Source organism: Nocardiopsis sp. M1B1 (genome assembly GCF_052466615.1).
On the sequence record NZ_CP196194.1, the window covers coordinates 2,511,303 to 2,530,923 of the forward strand.

Genomic DNA, 19,621 nt, shown 5'->3' on the forward strand with positions numbered 1-19,621 from the left:
CTATAAGCTCACGCAAGGACAGATAAAACCCAACCAATACCACGTGGTTTCGGTCAGTCCTCGGGCTCCGCCCCGCGCGACCCAGGTCACGCCGGCCCGCGGCGGACCGCAACCCGGGCGAGGGGTCCCCTCCTCCGCCCGTTCCACTCAACGGCCTCCGCGTCCGGTCCCGTGACCTCCCGGCGCAGGAGACCGCCCCCGCCCCTCGTCGGAAGGGAAAGGGCCCGTTCACCGGGTCGGTTCCGCCATGCTGCACCACCCCTCCCCCTCCCCGGCAGTGGAGAACGCACCGATGACGACAGCCGCGAGAAGAACCGGCGCCGTCCCGCGCGCGGCCGCGATCGCGGGATTCTGCGCGGTCTTCGCCTTGACAGCGGGCTGCTCATCCTCCGGAAGCGGGGTCTCCGAGGGCGCGGTCTCCGGGGCGGAGGCCGCACCGAGCTCCCCGGCAGCCCCGTCCGGCGACGAGGAGGCCGCGGCGCTCGCCGCCTACACCGGCATGTGGGACACGGTCGTGGCCGCCTCCCACGAGGGCGGCGAGGTCCCCTCCGAACTCCGGGACTACGCCGTGGGCGGCGCCTACGCCCTCATGAGCGCGGCCCTGGAGGGGGCCCGCACCTCCGGTGCGCAGGTCACCGGCGAACCCGTCCTCCAACCCGTCGCCGCGGTCGAGGGACCCGACAGCGCGACGGTCGAGGACTGCCTCGACGACTCCGGCTGGAACCTCGGCATGGGCGGCTCCTCCTCCGGGCAGGGCCCGCGCCTCGTCGAGGCCACACTCGTTCACGACGGACTCGCCTGGCGCGTGTCCGACCTCAGGATCTGGGAAGCGGGATCATGCTGAGACTCGTACGACCCGCGGCCACGGCCGCGGTACTGACCCTGCTGGCGGCCGGAGCCGTCGCCACCCCGGCGCAGGCCGACGAGGGCTCCTTCCTCGGCCAGGTCGAGTGCGGCAGCTCGGGCGGCCTGGGCTGCTCGATCCTGCTGCGCTGGTGGCAGACCCACGCCGGTCAGCAGGGCTCCGGCGGCTCGGGGGGCTCCGGCGACCCGGGCGCCCCGGCCGCCCCCTCCGACGGCGTCGACTGGAACGCCATCGACTGGGACGCGATCGACTGGTCCCAGGTGGACTGGGACGCCATCGACTGGGAGGCGATCGACTACACCGGCGAGGGGGAGACCCCCACCGACCCGGTCACCCTCATCCAGGAGTCCATGGCCGACTTCGAGCTGCCCCCGCCCCGGATCGAGACCTCCCCGGGCAGCGACTCCCTGGTCCTGGTCAACACCCCCGTGTGGCTGTGGGTGGAGTCCCAGGACTGGGAGGCCGCCGAGGCCTCCGCCGAGGTCCAGGACTGGTCCCTCACGGTCACCGCCACGCCCACGGCCACCGTCTGGAACCTGGGCGACGGCACGCAGATCCGCTGCGAGGGCCCCGGAACCCCCTTCGACCCGGCCGTGCACGACCCCGAGTCGGCCTCTCCCGACTGCGGGCACGTCTACACCCTGCCCTCCGCCAGCCAGCCCGGCGGCGTCTATCCCGTCTCCGTCGAGGTCGGCTGGGACGTGGGCTGGGAGCTCTCCGAGGGCGAGTTCGCCGGGGGCGAGACGGGCGCGCTCGACTCGGTCACCACGACCTCGCAGGTCGAACTCCAGGTGGACGAATCCCAGGGCCTGGTCACCGGCACCGGCAACCGCTAACACCGAAAGAAGACGACAGACGTGGTGGACACGAAGACGGCACCGGCCCCCGCGGCCTCCCCGCGGCAGGGGGAGACCCCTCCGGTGCGGCTCCTGGGCAGCGGACCCCGCCGCTGGCGGTGGCTGGTCCTGGCCCTGGGCATGATGACCGCGGGCGGCCTGACCGGAGTGGTGGCCCTTGAGCAGATGGACGACCGGCAGGGTGTGCTCGTCGCCGACACCGACCTGCCCGCGGGCCACGTGGTGACCGCGGAGGACCTGCGGGTCGCGCGGATCTCTGTCGCCGACGGGGTCTCCTTCGTCGGCGCCGACCGCCTGGAGGCGACCGTCGGCCAGACCCTCACCGTGCCCGTCACCGAGGGCGGCCTCCTCCCCGAGGCGGCCCTGGGCACCGAGGCCGCCTTCCCCGAGCGCGACCGCGCCGTGCTCGGCGTGGCCCTGCGCGTGGGCCGCTTCCCCGCCTCGATCGGCCCCGGCGCCGCGGTCTCCGTGGTGGTCCACCCCGAGGAGGGCGCCACGGGCGGCGGCGTGGAGGCCTACCGCGCGCTCGTGCGCGACGTCCAGCCCTCCGCCGCCGAGGACGGCTCGGTGGAACTCGAACTCGTCGCCTCCTCCGCCGACGCCGCCGCCATCGCCTCGGCCGCCGCCGTCGAGCGGGTCAGCGTCGTCCAGGTCAACCCCCGGGGAGGCGCGTGATGCCCCGGACCGTGGCGCTCTTCTCCCTGGGCGGAGCACCCGGCGTCACCTGCGCGGCCATGGCGCTGGCCGCGGTCTGGCCCGACGGGGCCGGAGCCGTCCTGGTGGAGACCGACGCCTCCGGCGGCGACGTCGCCACCTGGCGCCGCCTCCAGCCCGACCCCGGTCTGACCGGCCTGGCCGCCGCCGCCCGGCACGGCGGGGCCTCCGCCGACCTGGCCGCGCACACCCAGGTCCTCCCCGGAGGGCTGTCGGTGTGCCACGCGCCCGTCACCGCCGACCGCGCCGAGGGCGCCGTGCGCCTGCTCGCCCAGAACCCCGGCGTGCTCGTCTCCGCCGACGGGCCCGCGGTCGTCCTGGACCTGGGCCGCCTGACCCCCGGCGCGTCCGCCGCCGCACTGGCCACCTGGGCCGACGAGGCCCTGCTGCTCGTCGCCGACGACCTGGCGCAGCTGCGCCGGGCCAAGGAGGCCTCCGAGGCCCTGACCCGCAGCCTGCCGCGCCTGCGCACCGTCGTCGTCGGCGGCTCCGGCAACGTCCGCGAGATCGAGGGCGCGCTGGGCCCGGGCGTGTGGGGGCGACTCCCCGACGACGCGCGCTCCGCGGCCTTCCTGCGCGGGGAGACCAACCTCCGCAAGCCGCAGCGCAGGCCCCTGCTCAAGGCGGCGGCACGCCTGGCGAAGGACCTCGCCGAGGGCGTGCGCCCCGCTGAGCCGGCCGACGGCACCGGAGTCCCGGTGCCCGCGCCCGAGGCGACGGGGGTCCACGCATGAGCAGCGGACACGACGCCGGATACGACATCACCGACGGCTACTTCCTGGACACCGACCGGGCCCGCACCGTGGCCGACCGCGTGGAGCGGACCGTCACCGAGGCCACCCGGCGGCTGAGCGAGGAGACCCGCGGCCAACCCGAGGACACGCCCGAGGAGTACCGCGCCCGCGCCGAACGCGTCATCGCCCAGATCCTCGACGAGGACGCCAGCCGCGCCCTGTCCGAGGGCAGGCAGGTGCTCGACGCCACCACCGAGGCCTCCGTCGCCGCCGGTGCCCTGGCCCGGGTGTGCGGGCTCGGCCCCCTCCAGCCGCTCCTGGACGACCCCGGGATCGAGAACATCAACATCAACGGCGTGCACGTGTGGGTGCGCCGCGCCGACGGCAGCCGCGAGCGGCACGACTCCCTCTTCGCCGACCCCGACGAGGTCGTCGCCCTGGTCCGGCGCCTGGCGTCGGAGTCCGCCACGGGCGAGCGCCGCTTCGACCCGGGCGCGCCCATCCTCGACATGCAGCTGCCCGGCGGCGAGCGCCTCAACGCGGTCATGGAGGTCGCCCGGCAGCCCTCGGTGTCCATCCGCCGCCACCGCTACGGCCGCACCACCCTCGAACAGCTCCACGGACTGGGCACGATCGACGACATCCTGGTCGCCCTGCTGCGCGCGGGGGTGCGCTCCCGCCGCAACATGGTCATCACCGGCGGCACCGGCGCGGGCAAGACCACCCTGCTGCGGGCCCTGGCCGCCGAGATCCCCGTGGACGAACGCCTCGTCACCATCGAGGACGTCTTCGAACTCGGGCTGGACCGCGACCGCGACGCCCACCCCGACTGCGTCGCCCTCCAGGCCCGACCGGCCAACGTCGAGGGCGTCGGCGAGATCACCATCGCCGACCTGGTGCGCACGGCCCTGCGCATGTCGCCGGACCGGGTCATCGTCGGTGAGACGCGCGGCCACGAGACCGTTCCGCTGCTCAACGCCATGAGCCAGGGCAACGACGGCAGCCTCACCACCCTGCACGCCGCCAACTCCGCGGGCGCCTTCACCAAGCTGGGCGCCTACGCCGCCCAGTCCGCCGAGCGCCTGCCCCTGGACGCCACCGCGTCCCTGGTGGCCGCCGCCGTGCACCTGGTCGTGCACGTGTCGGCGCTGCCCACGGGCGGGCGCATGGTCACGAGCGTGCGCGAGGTGGTGGGCGCCGAGGGGCAGAACGTGGTCTCCAACGAGGTCTACCGGCGCGACCGCAACGGGCCCCTGCCCGCGGCGCCGCCCAGCCCCAACACGCTCGACGCCCTGGCCGAGGCCGGGTTCGACCCGGCGATGCTGAGCCCGGACACGGTGGGGTGGGCGCGGTGACGACTCCTGTTCTGCTCGTCGCCGCAGCGGGCGTCCTGCTCGGCGCGGGGCTGTGGCTGGCCCTGGCGTCGCTGGCGGCGTCCGGCGGCTCGCGTACCTCGCGGGTTCCGCAGTGGCGGGCGCTCCTGTTCGGCCAGCAGCGGCCGTTGAGGTTGGTCGCCGCGATCGTCGGCGGCCTGCTGGTCTGGTTCGTCACCGGGTGGCCGGTGGCCGGTGTGCTCGCCGCCGCGGGCTGCTGGTGGGGCCCGGCGGTGCTGGGTCCCGACCGCGGTCATGAGAAACAGGTGGCGGGGGTCGAGGCCGTCGCGGCCTGGACCGAGATGCTGCGCGACCTGATGGCCGGTGCGGCCGGTCTGCACCAGGCCGTGGCCGCCACGGTGCCCATCGCGCCGGAGCCGGTGAGGGAACCGGTCGCCAGACTGGCGGAGCGGCTGCGGGCCGGTCAGCCCACGCAGGGTGCGTTGCGGGCCTTCGCGGACGAGGTGGACAACCCCACTGCGGATTTGGTAACCGCAGCGCTGAGTACGGCTGCTACAAGGCACGCCACCGATCTGGGGACGCTGCTCGGCAGCTTGGCCGAGGCCGCACGTGAACAGGCGGCGATGCTGGTGAGGGTGGCCGCCAGCCGCGCACGTTTGCGTACGTCCACCCGGATCATCGTTGGCACGACTCTGGGTATGGCCGCGCTTCTGCTGGTGTTCAACCGCGAATACATGGAGCCCTTTGACGGGTTCATCGGTCAGACGATGCTTGCGGGTGTCGGCGTGTTGTGGGCGTCCGCGCTTGTGTGGCTGCAACGCATGTCTCGCTTCGACCTGGGGCCTAGGGTGCTCGCGCCCGCCTCTTCCCCTGCCCGTGCCTCGGAGGCCGTCCGATGACCCCCGTCCTGGCCGCAACGCTCGCTGGTGCTGCACTTGGGCTTGCCCTGTGGGCGCTCTTCGCTGCCCGCTGGGCTCGGCCCACTCTCGCGGAACGCCTGGCTGCCCCGCCCCCGCCTCGACCCGTCATGGTGGCGAGCCCTGATACGGGGGTACTGACACGCCTGGGAAGGATCGGTGTTCCGATCCTGGATGGATTCGGCATGCCGGGCCCTCGCGTTCGCCGTGACCTGCGTGTATGCGAGCGCGATTCTGCGTCCTACCTTGCCGAGAAGTTCACCGCGTTACTCCTAGGCCTGGCTTTTCCCCCGTTGCTGGGTGGCATGCTTTCCCTGCTTGGATTCTTTCCGTCCACCGCCTTGGCTGTTGCGCTATGGGCGCTGTTCGCCGTGGTCGCCTGGTTCGCCCCTGACTTGTCTCTGCGCGATGAGGCGAACAAGCGTCGAGAGCAGATGCGCCGAGCCTTGGCGAGTTTCGCTGATCTGGTCGTGGTGTCCCTGGCTGGGGGAGCAGGCGTCAACGGTGCTCTTGCCGATGCTGGGGCTGCGGGCAATGGGTGGGCCATGGTCCGAATCCGGGACAGTCTGCGCGAAGCGGTGCTCAGGAGGCAGCCGCCCTGGACCGCCTTGCGCGACCTCGGTGAGCGCTACGACACTTCTGAGTTTGCCGAGCTTTCAGCCAGCCTTCAGCTCGCAGGAGCGGACGGCGCGCGCATTCGTAGTTCTCTGGCTTCTAAATCCAAGACACTGCGCACTCAGTTCCTGTCTGAAATGGACGCCGAGGCACAGTCCGCCACCGAGCGGATGAGCCTGCCGGTGGTTCTGCTCTTCGTTGGTTTCCTGGCCCTGCTGGGTTACCCGGCGATGAGCCACATCCTGTTCAGCTCATGAGATATCAACACGATCTGGAGAACTCTGATGCAACGCATCACGGCCTACCTCAGTTCCCTGCTGCTCAGTCGAAGGGACGATGGCTACTCCACCGAGACCGTCATGATCACCGCAGTACTGATCGGCCTCGCCCTTGCTGCGACAGTTGCCATCGGTGGTTTCGTGAGAGCCGAGATCGACAAGATTCCCACGGGCTGAGCGTGCAACCTCCTCGGGACGACCGCGGCAGTGCAGAGTTGGCCGTGGCCGCTCCTACGCTGCTGCTCTTGGTCCTGCTTGTCGTCCAGACGGCCCTATGGATGCACGGCGACCATGTCGTGGCCGACATCGCACGCAGGACCGCTGAGCAGTCTCGGACAGCGGGAGGTGGCACGTCGGTGGCTGAGGTAGGGGGAAGCTCTTTCCTCTCCGGCCTCGACGTGTCCGTCAACCGTAGTGCGGAGGAGGTACGCGTGGTGGTGGACGCTGAGGTGCCCAGCATCGTCCCCGGCTTCAGCTGGCCGGTGGGCCATGAGGTCACCGCGCCCGTGGAGCGTTTCGTCCCCTCGGAGGCAGCTCCGTGAACCTTGTTCACCCGGCGGAGTCCGGACGTGCCGACCATGGCTCAGCGTCGGTGGAACTGGTACTCCTCACCCCCGCCCTCCTGGCGTTCGCACTTCTCATGGTGCTCGCCGGGAGGGTGGCGGACGCCAACTCCACCGCCGACCAGGTGGCGCACTCCGCCGCCCGGGCGGCCTCCCTCGAACGCAGTGTGGCCGCTGCAGAGGGGGCTGCATCGAGCACCGCCGCGAGTTCCCTCGCCGAGAACGGCCTGGCCTGCGGCGACCACTCCGTCAGCCTCGACCACGGCGGCCTGACCCCCGGAGGGGCGGTCACCGCCGTGGTCGAGTGCCGCGTCGGACTGAGCGATCTGACCGGACTAGGTGTCCCTGGGACGCTCACGGTCACCGGAGATGCCACCGTCGTCGTCGACACCTTCAGGGGGCAGCCGTGAGACGCACGGACGACAGGGGCCAGACAACAGCGTTCGTCGCCATTCTGGCCTCGGCCTTCATCCTCTGCCTGGGTCTGGTCACCGACGGCGGCGGCCTGCTGCGTGCCCGCAACGAGGCCGCCACCCTGGCCCAGGAGGCCGCCCGGGCGGGCGTGCAGCAGCTCGACTGGGCCTCCTACCGCGAGGGCACGAGCGAGGTCGCCCTCGACCCCTCGGCGGCCTCCGCCGCCGCGCAGTCCTTCCTCAGCGCCGCCGGTGCCACCGGGACGGTCGCGGTCAGCGGCGACACCGTGACCGTGACCTGTTCGGTGGACTACTCCTTCACCCTCCTACCGATGGGCTCGACCACCGTCGACGCCACGGCCACCGCACGTCCCCACACCCAGCCGACTCCCTAGCTCCAGTGAGGCGGACATGACCCAGATCCGACGGCTGAGCGCCCTCCTGCTCGCGGCAGCGATCCTGCTCGGCATCCCCTACCTGCTCCTGTGGCATCTGCCCTGGCCGGAGCTGCCGGACTCCTGGGCCGTGGCCGCGGCCCACCTGCGCGGCTGGCGCCTGCCGCCGGGTGTGTTCACCGCCCTGCTCATCACCGTGCTGTGGGCCCTGTGGGGCCTGTACGCGGCCGGACTGGTCGTGGAGACCTTCGCCCGCCTGCGCGGCATGCCCCGCAGGCTGCGCCCCCTCGGACCGCTCCAGGTGGTGGCGGCGGCCGCCGTGGGAACCGTGGCGGTCGCCCCGGCCACCGCGTTCGCCGACACCGTCACCACGCAGGAGGACCGCGAGGCGGACGGCGAGCAGGACGCCGACGCGCCCCCCGCTCCCGAGGAGGCCCCGTCCGCGCAGCCCGTCGAGCGGGTGCGCACCGTCTCCGGCTTCGGCGTCGGCTCTGCCGAGCTCACCGAGCAGATGCGCGACGACCTCGCGCCGGTCGCGGACATGATCGACTCCTACGGCGACACCGAGACGCCCGTGCGCATCACCGGTCACACCGACCCCAGCGGGAACGCCCAGGTCAACCAGGAGCTGTCCGAGCGCCGGGCCCAGGCGGTCGCGGACCACCTCGACGAGGTCCTGGGCGAGGAGGCCCCGGAGATGACGGTGGAGGGCGTCGGCTCCGAGCAGCCCCGCGAGGGCGGCGCCGCCGCCCAGCGCAGGGCCGAGGTCGCCTACACCGTCGTCCCGCAGCCGACCTCCCTCCAGTCGCGTGTGATGGCCGCCGAGACGCCGGACACCGGTGCCGGGGAGACCGCTGCCCCCGTCGAGGAGGATGACCCCGTGGAGGCGGCGGCCGTTGCCGCGGCCGAGGCCGCCGAGGACGGCGAGAACGTGCTGGTCGTGGAGATCCCCGACGGCGCCGTCACCGGAGCGGTGGCCTTCGCTGGCCTGGCCGGGGGATACCTGCTGGGCAAGCGGGGCGTCCGTATGCCCGGCGTCAGCCTGAGCCTGCCCCGCCTGCCGCGTGCGCCCCGCCGCCTGGCCCTGACCGCTCCGCCGCCCCGGCCCACCCCCGGGGACGAGATCGACGAGCGGGTGACGGTGGAACTCGACCACGTGCCCGGCCTCGGCATCACCGGCCCGGGCGCGGCGGGTGCCGCCCGGCGCCTCATCGTCAACGCGCTCGACCGCCTCAACGACGACTCCGTGCGCGTGCTGCTCACCGAGGCCGAGGCCGCCCGCCTGGTGGGCGACCGGGGCCGAGACCTGCTGCGCGCGCACCCCTGCGAGCCCGTGCGGATGGTCGGCACGATGGAGGAGGCCCTGACCGTCCTCCAGCGCGAGCTGCACCAGATCGTCGAGGAGCCGGGAGAGCGGCCGCACACGCCCCTGGCCCTGGTGACCTCACCCACCTCCGAGCACGAGACCGCGCTGTCGGGTCTGCTGCTGCACGGGCAGCAGCAGGGCATCACGGCCGTGGTCCTCGGACGCTGGCCGCTCGGCGGAAGCTGCGTCATCGAGGAGGACGGCCTCATCACCGAGACCAGTCCTCCGCTCAACCCGGTCTTCCACTGCTCCTGGCCCGGCGCGACAGCCGAGGAGGTCATGGACGCCGTCCGCGCCTACCGCCACTCCTCGCCCGCCCTGGAGGAGACCGGCGAGCGGGTGCCGAGCCAGGGGGCCGCCGAGGCCGTGGAAGAAGAGGCCGTCGAAGAGGAGGCCGGTTCCTTCGCGGAGCCGTTCCTCGGCGCCCTGGGGGAGCAGGTCGCCGCTGAGACGGCGGAGACGAACGAGGCGATCGAGACGGCTGAGCCGACCGAGTCGGTCGATACGGTCGATGCCGCTGTGAGCGAGGAGAAGGAGCGCAAGGCCGAGACGGCCGCGAAGCCCAGGAGGACCAAGGGGATCAGGAAGGCCAAGGCGGCCGACGCCTCGGAGGAGAGCTTCTGGGACGCCGACGTCTGGAACACCGACTTCTGGGAGACCGACGCGCCCGCGGCCGGGAAGGCCGACACCGCCCGGTCCGCGACCGAGTCGGCTGACGCCGCGCCGTCCGTACCCGAGCGGGCCGGTGCCCTGTGGTCCGGGGCCGAGCCGGACGACACCGCGCTGACCACGGCCGCGTCGGAGGTTTCCGCGCGGTCGGACACCCGGTCGGACGGTTCCGTCATCGGGCGGCCCGCCGTGGAGGAGGGCGCGACGCGGCCTTCCCCGTCCGCACCGTCCGTTTCCGAGGAGGCGGTTTCCGGGTCGTCCGCAGTTGCGGAGGCCGCGCCCGAGGCGGCGGTTTCCGCGCCGCCCACCGCCGCCCATTCCGTTCCGGAGGCGGCGGAGTCCCGGAAGGAGGCGTCCGAGCCTTCCGAGTCCGAGCGCGCGGCCACCGCGCGGACGGACGCGGAATCCCCGGACACCGGGGCGGGCCGCTCCACCCCCGAGCCGTCCGCGGCCGAGGAGGCCGTGCCCGACCTGTCCGCGTTCGAGCAGCTCGCCTCCGAGGCACGGGTCTCCCGGGAGACCGCGCCGGAACCGTCCGGGGCCGCGCGGCCCGCCGTCTCCGAACCCGCTCCGGAGAAGGCCGCCGCCGAGGAGGCCGTGCCCGGGCAGCGTGCGCCGGAACGGGCAGCCCAGGAGGAGGGCGCTCCCACGGCGGACGCCTCCGAACGGCCCTCCGCCGAGCAGTACGCCTCCGAGCTGTCCGCGCCCGCGCCGTCCGCGGCCCGGGAGCAGCGCGCGCCCGAGGAGACCGCTCCCGAGCCCGCCGCGGCCCGGGCCGACGCCTCCGCTCAGGTCACCGCCCCGGCACGGACGGAGCAGCCGAAGGAGAACGCACCCGCGGAGCCCGCAGCCCAGCGCCCCGCGTCCGAGGAGACAGCCCCCGCGAGGCCCGCCGCCGAGCACCCCGCACCCGAGCAGCGTGAGCCCGAGCCCGAGCCCGAGCCCGCCAGGCCCGCCCCCGGGCGTCCGAGCACCGGCACGGTCCCGTCGGTGGTCGCCTCTCCCGCTCGCGCTCAACGCCCGTCCCAGCAGACGCGCACGGCGCCCGCCCAGCAGGAGCGGACCCCCGAGGAAGAGGCCGCCCCCGTCCGCAAGGCCGCCAAGCGCGCCGTGCGCTCCCGTCTACCGAAGCCGAGCGGGACCGCGCCCGCTTCGCCTGCCCCGTCCACCCCGTCCGCTCCGGCGGCGCGGTCCGAGCAGCCCGCGCCCCCGGACCAGCCCGCACGCCCCGAACGGGCCCGCGCCCGTGCCCAGAACGCGGCCGCGTCCGGCGCGGACCCCCTCACCAGCCGCGCGGAGCGCCTGGAGAGGCGCACCAGGGCCGAACGCAGGAACGCCACCGCCCCCGCCGGAGCCGTCGCCGAGCACCCCGTGCCGAACGCCGAGGGCGGGGAGTCGGACGAGTCCCAGCCGTCCCGGCCCCTGCTCCGCAAACCCAAGAAGGCGGGGCGCGGAAGGACCTGGCGTCCCCGGGACAACTCCTGACCCGGGGCCCGACCCCAGGTGTCGTGGCGCGGACGGCCGGAGCCGACTCCGTACACTGCACGGACAGTGTGCGCGGCTCCGGCCGCGTCCCGCCAGCGTGACGAGGGGGTCGCAGATGAGGGCCAACCAGATGCCCACCGAGGAGATCACCCGCGACCCGGCGGCCTTCGCCGACCGGGTCACCGCAGACGGCCGCTTCGGCCGCCGGGCCGAGCCCGGCCGCTATCGCCTGGTCGTCAGCCGCGCCTGTCCCTGGGCGCACCGGGTCGTCATCACCCGCAGGCTCATGGGCCTGGAACAGGCCGTCTCCCTGGCGGTCACCGACCCCCGCCAGGAGGTCATCGAGGGCGACCCGCACTGGGTGTTCACCGAGGCGACCGGCAGCCCCGGCGACAGGGACCCCGTCCTGGGCATCCACGCCCTGCGCGAGGCCTACCTGGCGCGCGACCCCTCCTACGACGGCGGGGTCAGCGTCCCCGGCCTGGTCGACGTGGAGAGCGGCCACCTGGTGACCAACGACTTCGACCAGCTGGTCCGGGACATGGACACCGAGTGGGGCGGCCTGGTCAGGGACGGCGCCCCGGACCTGTACCCGTCCGCGCTGCGCGACGAGATCGACGCCCTCTCCCGGGAGGTCTACACCGACCTCAACAACGGCGTGTACCGGGCCGGGTTCGCCCCCGACCAGAGGCGCTACGACGCCGCGGTCGCCGCCGTCTTCGCCAGGCTCGACGCGCTGGAGGAGCGCCTCTCCGGTCGGCGCTACCTGGTCGGGGACTCGATCACCGAGGCCGACATCAAGCTCTTCCCGACCCTGGTGCGCTTCGACGCGGCCTACCACGGCCACTTCAAGTGCAACATCCGCAAGCTGTCGGAGTACCCGGCGCTGTGGGCCTACGCCCGCGACCTGTTCCAGACGCCGGGGTTCGGCGACACCACGAACCTCGATCACGTCCGGATCCACTACTACTGGGTCCACACGGGGATCAACCCCACGCGGATCATCGCCGCCGGGCCCGATCCGCGCGGCTGGCTCACCCCGCACCACCGCGAGGAGTTGGGCGGCAGCCCCTTCGGCGTCGGGACCGCCCCGGGGCCGGTCCCGAGGGGCGAGCGCGTCCCCGACATCTCCTGACCCTCGCGCCCCGGCCGCGCCCCTCCTGATGCGCCCCTGCCCGCTGGCGGACCGGCCGGAACCGTTGCTGGTGTGACGCCAGGGTTCCGGCCTGGGACGAGCTTGTGCTTATAGTGCGTCTCGACCGTCCAACCTCGCTATAAGCACAAGTTCACGGCGGAGGGAGTGGGCCACCGCCCCTACCGGCCCACCACTTCTACCGGGTCGCGCGTGCGGGGCCGCGGCGGGCGAAGCCCGGTATGTGCTCGGGGCGCAGGCCCTTGCCGATGAGGTAGGCGGGCACGAAAGACAGCCAGGGCGCGCGGTCCAGGGCCGCCAGCACGGGCTTGGGCGGGCCCTGCCGCTCACCCCTGATGATCGGTTCGGCCAGCCCCCGGTGCATGATGCGCTGGAGCGTCTGGACGGCGACCGTCGGCACGATCCGCCGCCTGCGCACCGCGGCCAGGTCGCGGGAGGTGAGCGAACGCCCCTTCAACGGCCGGGCCAGCAGCGTCGCGGCGGCCACGGCGTCCTGCACGGCGAGGTTGATCCCCACACCTCCGAGGGGGGACATCGCGTGGGCCGCGTCGCCGATGCACAGCAGGCCCTCCACGTGCCAGCGGCGCAGCCGGTTGAGCCGCACGTCCAGGTGCTTGACCTCGTCCATGGACCGCAGAGCCCCCACCCGGTCGGCCAGCTCCGGCATGAGTTCGGCGAGGTCGCGCCGGAAGGCCCCGATCCCGCGTGCGCGCAGTTCGCGGTCGGCGCCCTTGGGTCCGATGTAGGCGATCTGGAGGTAGCCCTCACGGGGGATGACCACGGCGAACCTGCCCGGGGCCGCACGCGGGGTCAGGGTCGCGAGGTCCCCCGCCTCGCGGGGCAGACGGAACCACCACGCGTCGATTCCCACCGGGAACTCCCGGGACACCAGGCCCGTCTCGCGGCGGGCCAGCGACCACCGCCCGTCGCAGGCCACCGTCAGGTCGGCGCGGATCTCCCCGTCGCCGTCGAGGTCCCGGTAGCGCACGCCCGCGACCCGGCCGGACTCGTGCAGCAGCCCCGTCACCTCGGTGTCCATCCGCAGCGTGAAGGCCGCCTCCTCGCCTCCCGCCTCGGCGATGAGGTTGAGGAAGTCCCACTGCGGGACCATCGCGATGTAGGGGTGGGCGAGCCCCCGCAGCCTGCGGAAGTCGGCGATGGTCACCGTACGGCCCCCGCCCAGCGGGAAGGCCACCTCGTCCAGCCTGCTGTGCGGCAGCCGGGCGAACCGCTCGTACAGGCCCAGTTCCTCCAGCAGTTCCAGGGTGGAGGGGTGCACGGTGTCCCCGCGGAAGTCCCGCAGGAAGTCGGCGTGCTTCTCCAGCACGGTGACCTCGACGCCGGCCCTGGCCAGCAGCAGGCCCAGCACCATTCCGGCGGGGCCGCCGCCGACGACCACGCAGGTCGTACGCTCGCTCGTTCGTTCATTCATCTGTTTGTTGGGCGTGGATACCCCGTCCTTCAGGGCGGGGAGGAAACGCCCGCTCCCTTCTCGTGACTTTCTGTTGGATTTCCCTCACGCGACCACAGTGCGGTCGCTACGGTGTGTTCCATGACCAGGAAGAGCGTGAAGCGGGCGTTCAAATACCGCTTCTACCCCACCGATGCGCAGGCGGCTGGGCTGTCGCGCACGTTCGGGTGCATACGCCTGGTCTACAACCGTGCTTTGGCCGAACGCAGCACCGCCTGGCAGCAGCACCAGGAGCGGGTGGGCTACTCCCACACCTCGGCCATGCTCACCGCGTGGAAGAGGACGGAGGAACTGTCCTTTCTCACCGAGATCTCTTCCGTCCCGCTCCAGCAGACACTGCGCCACCTGCACACGGTCTTCCGGAACTTCTTCGACCAGCGTGCGCGGTACCCGCGGTTCAAGTCGCGTAAGAAGTCCCGGGCCTCGGCGGAGTACACCGCGAGCGCGTTCCGCTACCGCGACGGCCACCTGACCCTGGCCAAAATGAGCGAACCCCTGGACATCGTGTGGTCGCGCCCCCTGCCCGAAGGGGCACGGCCGTCCACGGTGACGGTCTCGCGTGATGCCGCCGGGCGCTGGTTCGTCTCGCTCCTGTGCGAGGACGCCGTCGAGTCGACTCCAGCTGCCAACGATGCGGTCGGTGTCGACATGGGTGTGACGTCGCTGGTGGCGTTGTCCACGGGGGAGAAGGCGGCCAACCCCCGCCACGAGCGGCGCGACCGGACGAAGCTGGCTCGGGCGCAGCGGGCGCTGTCGCGTAAGGCCAAGGGCAGCGCCAACCGGGACAGGGCCCGCCGCAATGTGGCGCGGGTGCACGCCCGCATCACCGACCGCAGGCGCGACTTCCTGCACAAACTCACTACTCGACTCGTCCGCGAGAACCAAGCGGTCGTGATCGAGGACCTGTCCGTGAGCAACATGGTCAAGAACAGGAGGCTGTCCCGGGCGATCTCGGACGCGGCCTGGCGGGAGCTGCGCACCATGCTGGAGTACAAGTGCACCTGGTACGGGCGAGACCTGGTCGTGGTGGACCGATTCTTCCCCTCTTCCAAGTTGTGCTCGACGCCCGGGTGCGGGTACGTGCACGCGTCGTTGCCGCTGCGTGTACGGATGTGGACGTGCCCCAGCTGTGGGGTGGCCCATGACCGTGATGTGAACGCGGCGAACAACCTCAGGGCCGCCGGGCTGGCGGCATCTGCCTGCGGAGCTGGTGTGAGATCTCAACGGGAGTCCTCCCGGACGGGGCGACCGGCGACGAAACAGGAAGGCCACGGGGCGACCCGTGACGAGGCGTTGGCCTCGAACCACCGGTAGGTGGTTCCGGAATCTCCTGCCTTCGGGCAGGGAAGGAAGTCAAGGCAACTCCGCTCACTCAGGGCGATTCCGGTGACGTGTCGGCGATGTTCGGATCGGTCGCGACGGCGCGCAGGAAGGACTCGGCCAGCACCGCGCCGACGTCCTCGATCGGGGGGAACGCGATCTCCTCCACCTTGTCCAGCGCCGGGCGCAGCATGCAGTGCACGGCGATCGGGGCGAGCATCTGCTGGGCCAGCAGGGGGACCGGCAGGTCGCGGACGCGGCCCGCGGCCACCTCCTCGGCCAGCCACCCGCCCAGTCCGGCGAGCATGCGGGGCAGGAAGAGCCGGATGAGCAGGTCGGAGGTGGGGCCCTCGGGGCGGGCGAACACGTCGGCGAGTATGGCGGGCAGCACCCGGGGTTCGCGGCTGAAGGCGTCGCCCATCAGGCGGTAGATCGTCCGGACCCGGTCGGCCAGGTCCCCCGCCGGTCCGCTGAGCACCGCCTCCAGGTCCAGGATCGGGCCGTAGCGCTCGAAGACCGCGCGCAGCAGCTCGTCCCGTCCGCCGAAGGTCGCGTAGAGGCTGTGCACCGAGCACCCGGCGGAGGCGGCGACCGCCTCCAGGGTCGCCGCGGCCAGGCCCTGTCCACTGATGAGGCCGCCCGCCGCCTCGACCGCGCGCTCCCGGACGGGGCGCTGCCCGCCCGGGTCCACGCCCGAGGCGCGCACCGCCTCGTCCAGGGCCCGGCGCGAACCCCCCACGCGGCGCAGGAGGGTGCTGCGGGAGATCCCCGCCTCCTCCGCGATGGCGATCAGGGGCACGTCGGCCACGTCCTTTCCGAGGTTCTCCGAGGCGCGGACCGCCGCGCTCACGAGGTCGGCCGGAATCCGGGGACTGTTGAACTCTGACATCGCGACAAAGGTAACACGTAATCGAGTGTCAGAAAAGGGTGGAACCCCGTCGTCCTCGGAGCGCAGGAGCCGGTCCGACCCGCGTCCCCGGCGGGCCCCGGTTGAGGGATCGACCGGAAGCGCCACCGGTGTGCTCCGCGAACCCCGAGCCGCGGTGCGGCCCCGTGCCCGTGCGGCGGGTCCGGGGCCGCGGCCTTCCAGCCCGTGGCCGTGAACGGCCACCGCCCGCACCCGCCGTCGGAGAACCGGGTGTGCGCGGGGGCCCCGCGCGCGGGCAAGGACGCGTCGCCGGACCCCCTCGGGTGGACGTGCCCTAGTGTTGGCCGCTGGGGGAGGTCCCGTGCGCGGGGGCCGGTGCGGACACCGGCGACCGCCGCCCTCGCCCCGCCGGTCGAGCGGCCGGTCCGACGCCGACAGGGAGAGAGAAGTGAGCGGCCGGTGCTGAGACTGCGCGGTCGGGAGTACGACGCGGACACGACGCTGGTCATGGCGATCGTCAACCGCACCCCCGACTCCTTCTACGACAGCGGTGCCACCTGGGACGACGGTCCCGCCTTCGAACGCGTGCGCAGGGTCGTGGCCGAGGGCGCCGACATCGTGGACATCGGCGGCGTCACCGCGGGCTACGGCCAGCCGGTCGGCGCCGACGAGGAGAAGCGCCGCGTGGTCGACTTCGTGGCCGCCGTCCGCGCCGAGTTCCCCCAGCTGGTGATCAGCGTGGACACCTGGCGCGCGTCCGTGGGCCGGGCGGTGTGCGAGGCGGGCGCCGACCTGCTCAACGACGCCTGGGGCGGGTACGACCCGGAGCTGGCCGAGGTCGCCGCCGAGTTCGACGCCGCCCTGGTGTGCACCCACACCGGCGGCATGGCCCCGCGCACCCCGCCGCACCGCACGCGCTACGAGGACGTGGTGCGCTCGGCGGTCGAGGACACGGTCGCCCTGGCCGAGCGCGCGGTCTCCCTCGGCGTGCACCCGGCGTCGGCGATCATCGACCCCGCGCACGACTTCGGCAAGAACACCTGGCACTCGCTGGAGCTGACCCGGCGCCTGGACGAGATGACCGCCACCGGCCGGCCGGTCCTGGTGTCGCTGTCGAACAAGAACTTCGTCGGCGAGACCCTGGACCTGCCCGTCGGTGAGCGCCTGACCGGCACGCTCGCCGCGACCGCCGTGTGCGCCTGGCACGGGGCGCAGGTCTACCGCGTGCACGAGGTGGCCCAGACGCGGCAGACGCTGGACATGGTCGCCAGCATCCGCGGAGTCCGTCCCCCCGCGCGGGCCGTCCGGGGACTGGTGTGAGGGAGGGGAAAGCGTGATCGTCGCGACCGCCGTCTGTCCGCACCCGCCGCTGCTCCTGCGCGAGCTCGGCGGCGGCCTGGACCCGCTGGCCGAACTGCGCAAGGAGTGCGCTTCGGCGGTGGAGGCCCTGGCCGCGGCCGAACCGGACGTCCTCGTCGTCGTCGGCGGGCACGACGTCTCGGCGGAGCACGCTGAGGCGCTCGTGCCGGTCCGCGAGTTCGGCGGAACGGGGGAGCGGGTGCCCCGGGAGCGGACGCTGCCGCCCAGCCTGGGCGTGGCGCGGCGCCTGCTCGACACCGTCGGCTACCGGGGGCGCGTGGAGATGCTCACCGTGGCCTGGGACGCCTCCGCCGCCGAGGTGGAGGAGCTGGGGCGGCGGATCGCCGCCCGCACCGGACGGATCGGCCTGCTCGTGCTGGGCGACGGCAGCGCCCGGCGCGGCGACAGGGCCCTCGTGCGGCCGGACGAGCGCGCCTTCGCCTTCGACGAGGAGGTCCGCCGCTGCCTGTCCGAGGGCGACTGGCGGGGACTCGCCCGGCTGGACCCGGCCCGGGCCGCCGAGCTGATGGCGCAGGGCCGGGCCGCACTCCAGGTCATGGCGCACGCGCTCACCCCCGACGCCGCTGCCGATGCCGCCGACGACGGCCGCGGCGGCGGACCGGCGCGGCCGCGGGTGCTCTACGCCGACGACCCCTTCGGGGTCATGTACTTCGTGGCGGTGTGGCCGTGCGACTGCTGATGAACGACGCCGCCCCCGGCGCCGCCTCCCCGGGCGACGCCCTGGACGCCTCCGCCCTTGAACGGCTCTACGCCTACCCCGACCGGCCCTGGCTGCGCGCCAACATGGTCGCCAGCCTGGACGGGGCGGCGGCCGGGAACGACGGCCGCACCGAAGCCCTCAACACCCCCGCCGACCTGGTGGTGTTCACGCTCCTGCGCGACCTGGCCGACGTGGTCCTGGTCGGAGCCGGAACCGCGCGCGAGGCGGGCTACCGCAGGACGGGCCCGCGCACCGGCGACCGGGCGGCCCGCGCCGTCGCCGAGGGCCGCGCGGACCGGGCCGAGATCGCCGTGGTCAGCGGCAGCGGACGCGTTCCGCCGCTGCTGGCCGAGCCGGCCGGGGACGGCGGCGGAGTGCTGCTGGTGACCTGTGCGGCGGCCGGGGACGAGGCCCTGGACCGGGCCCGCCTCGCCCTGGGCGAGGACCGGGTGCTGGTGTGCGGGCGCGAGCGCGTGGACCTGCGCGCGGCGGTCGGGGCCCTGGCACGGCGCGGCCTGCCCCGGATCCTGTGCGAGGGAGGGCCCCGGCTGCTGGCCGACGTGGCCGCGGCCGGTCTGCTGGACGAGATGTGCCTGACGGTCGTTCCGCTGATGGCCGGGGGAGTCCAGCAGCGCGTCGCGGTCGGCACGGCGGCCGACGCGCCGCTCGTGCCCGGTGTGCTCATCGAGTCCGAGGGCACCCTGCTCCAGCGCTGGCTGCGCCCACCGGGCTGACCGACGGGCGGTCCCTGCGCGGGACGGAGCCCGTCGCGCTCGCCTCCCTCGCGGTCGGCCGGCCGGGGCGCGGCCGCCCGGTCACCGGCCTTTCCCGCGGCCGGTGGTCCCCGCCCCGCCCCCGGAAGCGCCTCCGGCCGCGTCCACCAGCGGGGCCAGCACGAAGTCGGCCAGCGGGAACGCGTGCTCGTCCACGTGCTCGCGGGCGCGTTCGCGCTGGCCGGGGCCCATGGTCAGCGCGTGCACCAGGACCGTCCCGTACAGCGCCTCGCTGAAGGGCGCGGTGTCGGCGCCCGGCGCCAGTTCGCCGCGTTCGACGGCCCTGCGCACCATGTCCGCCATCCCGTCGCGGTGCACGCGCACCAGCCGTTCCTGGAGGCCCACGAAGGTCTCCATCCCCGTGGTGGCGTCCACGGCCACGCGCAGGGTGACCCAGCCCGACGGGGCCAGGAAGTGGCCGAGCAGGGCGGAGGCCAGCGCGCGGGTGTCGCCGCGCAGGCTGCCGGTGTCGGCCGCGGCGGGCGGCCGGGTGTGCTGCTCGATGGCGTCGGCGAGCAGGCGTTCCTTGGTCGGCCAGCGCCGGTACAGGGCGGCCTTGCCCACCCCCGCCCGGCGGGCCACCGCGTCCAGGGTGAACGCGGCCCAACCCGCCCTGCCGTACTCGGCCAGCGCCGCCGCCATCGCCCGCGGCGTGAGGCTGGGGTCGCGTGTGCGCCCCCGCCCGGTCCTCGGCGGTGTCGTTCCCGTGCCCCTCCGTGCTCGCTCACCCATGGGGCACGTTATGCCCAGG

At 73.6% G+C, this 19,621-nt stretch carries 19 protein-coding genes and 1 pseudogene; 17 read left to right on the forward strand and 3 right to left on the reverse strand.

Annotated elements, in window-relative coordinates; genetic code table 11:
- Positions 1-292 precede the first annotated feature (292 nt).
- The 13 genes and pseudogenes from ACSTA4_RS10680 to ACSTA4_RS10740 all read left to right on the forward strand — a co-directional run bounded on the left by ACSTA4_RS10680 (position 293) and on the right by ACSTA4_RS10740 (position 12,340).
- Entirely contained in the window at positions 293-844 is a 552-nt protein-coding gene (locus tag ACSTA4_RS10680; protein WP_444963389.1) for a hypothetical protein, read from the forward strand.
- Positions 838-1,701: a hypothetical protein gene (locus ACSTA4_RS10685; RefSeq protein WP_444963390.1), complete on the forward strand. Its 864-nt coding sequence runs from the start codon at positions 838-840 to the stop codon at positions 1,699-1,701. The genes ACSTA4_RS10680 and ACSTA4_RS10685 overlap by 7 nt, the downstream gene beginning before the upstream one ends.
- A 21-nt stretch (positions 1,702-1,722) precedes the next feature.
- Entirely contained in the window at positions 1,723-2,397 is a 675-nt protein-coding gene (locus ACSTA4_RS10690; protein WP_041552444.1) for an SAF domain-containing protein, read from the forward strand.
- Positions 2,397-3,170: a hypothetical protein gene (locus tag ACSTA4_RS10695; protein ID WP_444963391.1), complete on the forward strand. Its 774-nt coding sequence runs from the start codon at positions 2,397-2,399 to the stop codon at positions 3,168-3,170. Before ACSTA4_RS10690 ends, ACSTA4_RS10695 begins: the two co-directional genes overlap by 1 nt.
- The gene (locus ACSTA4_RS10700) at positions 3,167-4,525 is read left to right on the forward strand and encodes a CpaF family protein (protein WP_444963392.1); all 1,359 of its coding nucleotides are present in this window, start codon (positions 3,167-3,169) and stop codon (positions 4,523-4,525) included. Before ACSTA4_RS10695 ends, ACSTA4_RS10700 begins: the two co-directional genes overlap by 4 nt.
- Positions 4,513-5,403: a type II secretion system F family protein gene (locus ACSTA4_RS10705; protein WP_444963393.1), complete on the forward strand. Its 891-nt coding sequence runs from the start codon at positions 4,513-4,515 to the stop codon at positions 5,401-5,403. The genes ACSTA4_RS10700 and ACSTA4_RS10705 overlap by 13 nt, the downstream gene beginning before the upstream one ends.
- A 323-nt stretch (positions 5,404-5,726) precedes the next feature.
- Positions 5,727-6,293, forward strand: coding sequence for a type II secretion system F family protein (locus ACSTA4_RS10710; protein WP_444963394.1), 567 nt, complete (start codon positions 5,727-5,729; stop codon positions 6,291-6,293).
- A gap of 27 nt (positions 6,294-6,320) precedes the next feature.
- The gene (locus ACSTA4_RS10715) at positions 6,321-6,491 is read left to right on the forward strand and encodes a hypothetical protein (RefSeq protein WP_416029253.1); all 171 of its coding nucleotides are present in this window, start codon (positions 6,321-6,323) and stop codon (positions 6,489-6,491) included.
- Positions 6,492-6,535: 44 nt separating this feature from the next.
- Positions 6,536-6,583: pseudogene (locus ACSTA4_RS10720) on the forward strand (hypothetical protein); the annotation flags it as partial.
- Between the two features lie 323 nt (positions 6,584-6,906).
- Complete coding sequence (locus ACSTA4_RS10725) at positions 6,907-7,287, forward strand: TadE family protein (RefSeq protein ID WP_444963395.1); 381 nt, start codon at positions 6,907-6,909, stop codon at positions 7,285-7,287.
- Entirely contained in the window at positions 7,284-7,685 is a 402-nt protein-coding gene (locus ACSTA4_RS10730) for a TadE/TadG family type IV pilus assembly protein (RefSeq protein ID WP_150253311.1), read from the forward strand. The genes ACSTA4_RS10725 and ACSTA4_RS10730 overlap by 4 nt, the downstream gene beginning before the upstream one ends.
- Positions 7,686-7,701: 16 nt before the next feature.
- The gene (locus ACSTA4_RS10735; protein WP_444963396.1) at positions 7,702-11,205 is read left to right on the forward strand and encodes an OmpA family protein; all 3,504 of its coding nucleotides are present in this window, start codon (positions 7,702-7,704) and stop codon (positions 11,203-11,205) included.
- 115 nt (positions 11,206-11,320) lie between these two features.
- Positions 11,321-12,340, forward strand: coding sequence for a glutathione S-transferase family protein (locus tag ACSTA4_RS10740; protein ID WP_444963397.1), 1,020 nt, complete (start codon positions 11,321-11,323; stop codon positions 12,338-12,340).
- 196 nt (positions 12,341-12,536) lie between these two features.
- On the opposite strand, the gene ACSTA4_RS10745 is transcribed toward ACSTA4_RS10740, so the two are convergent.
- Positions 12,537-13,790, reverse strand: a complete 1,254-nt coding sequence (locus ACSTA4_RS10745) for an FAD-dependent oxidoreductase (protein WP_444963398.1) — start codon at positions 13,788-13,790, stop codon at positions 12,537-12,539.
- Between the two features lie 120 nt (positions 13,791-13,910).
- Here ACSTA4_RS10745 and ACSTA4_RS10750 point away from each other — a divergent pair, with 120 nt between their 5' ends.
- Positions 13,911-15,143, forward strand: a complete 1,233-nt coding sequence (locus ACSTA4_RS10750; protein ID WP_444963399.1) for an RNA-guided endonuclease InsQ/TnpB family protein — start codon at positions 13,911-13,913, stop codon at positions 15,141-15,143.
- Positions 15,144-15,201: 58 nt separating this feature from the next.
- Here the strand turns inward: ACSTA4_RS10750 and ACSTA4_RS10755 are convergent, their stop codons facing one another.
- Positions 15,202-16,038: a TetR/AcrR family transcriptional regulator gene (locus ACSTA4_RS10755; protein WP_444963400.1), complete on the reverse strand. Its 837-nt coding sequence runs from the start codon at positions 16,036-16,038 to the stop codon at positions 15,202-15,204.
- A gap of 438 nt (positions 16,039-16,476) precedes the next feature.
- Between ACSTA4_RS10755 and folP the strand changes: the two genes are divergently transcribed.
- The 3 genes from folP to ACSTA4_RS10770 are packed head-to-tail and all read left to right on the forward strand — an operon-like array spanning position 16,477 to position 18,831.
- Positions 16,477-17,337, forward strand: a complete 861-nt coding sequence (gene folP / locus ACSTA4_RS10760; RefSeq protein WP_416029240.1) for a dihydropteroate synthase — start codon at positions 16,477-16,479, stop codon at positions 17,335-17,337.
- A 13-nt stretch (positions 17,338-17,350) separates the two neighbouring features.
- Positions 17,351-18,076 (forward strand): hypothetical protein, encoded by a 726-nt coding sequence (locus tag ACSTA4_RS10765; protein ID WP_444963401.1) that lies wholly within the window; start codon positions 17,351-17,353, stop codon positions 18,074-18,076.
- Entirely contained in the window at positions 18,058-18,831 is a 774-nt protein-coding gene (locus tag ACSTA4_RS10770) for a pyrimidine reductase family protein (RefSeq protein ID WP_444963402.1), read from the forward strand. Before ACSTA4_RS10765 ends, ACSTA4_RS10770 begins: the two co-directional genes overlap by 19 nt.
- Before the next feature lie 81 nt (positions 18,832-18,912).
- On the opposite strand, the gene ACSTA4_RS10775 is transcribed toward ACSTA4_RS10770, so the two are convergent.
- Positions 18,913-19,602, reverse strand: a complete 690-nt coding sequence (locus ACSTA4_RS10775) for a TetR/AcrR family transcriptional regulator (RefSeq protein ID WP_444963403.1) — start codon at positions 19,600-19,602, stop codon at positions 18,913-18,915.
- Positions 19,603-19,621: the final 19 nt, after the last annotated feature.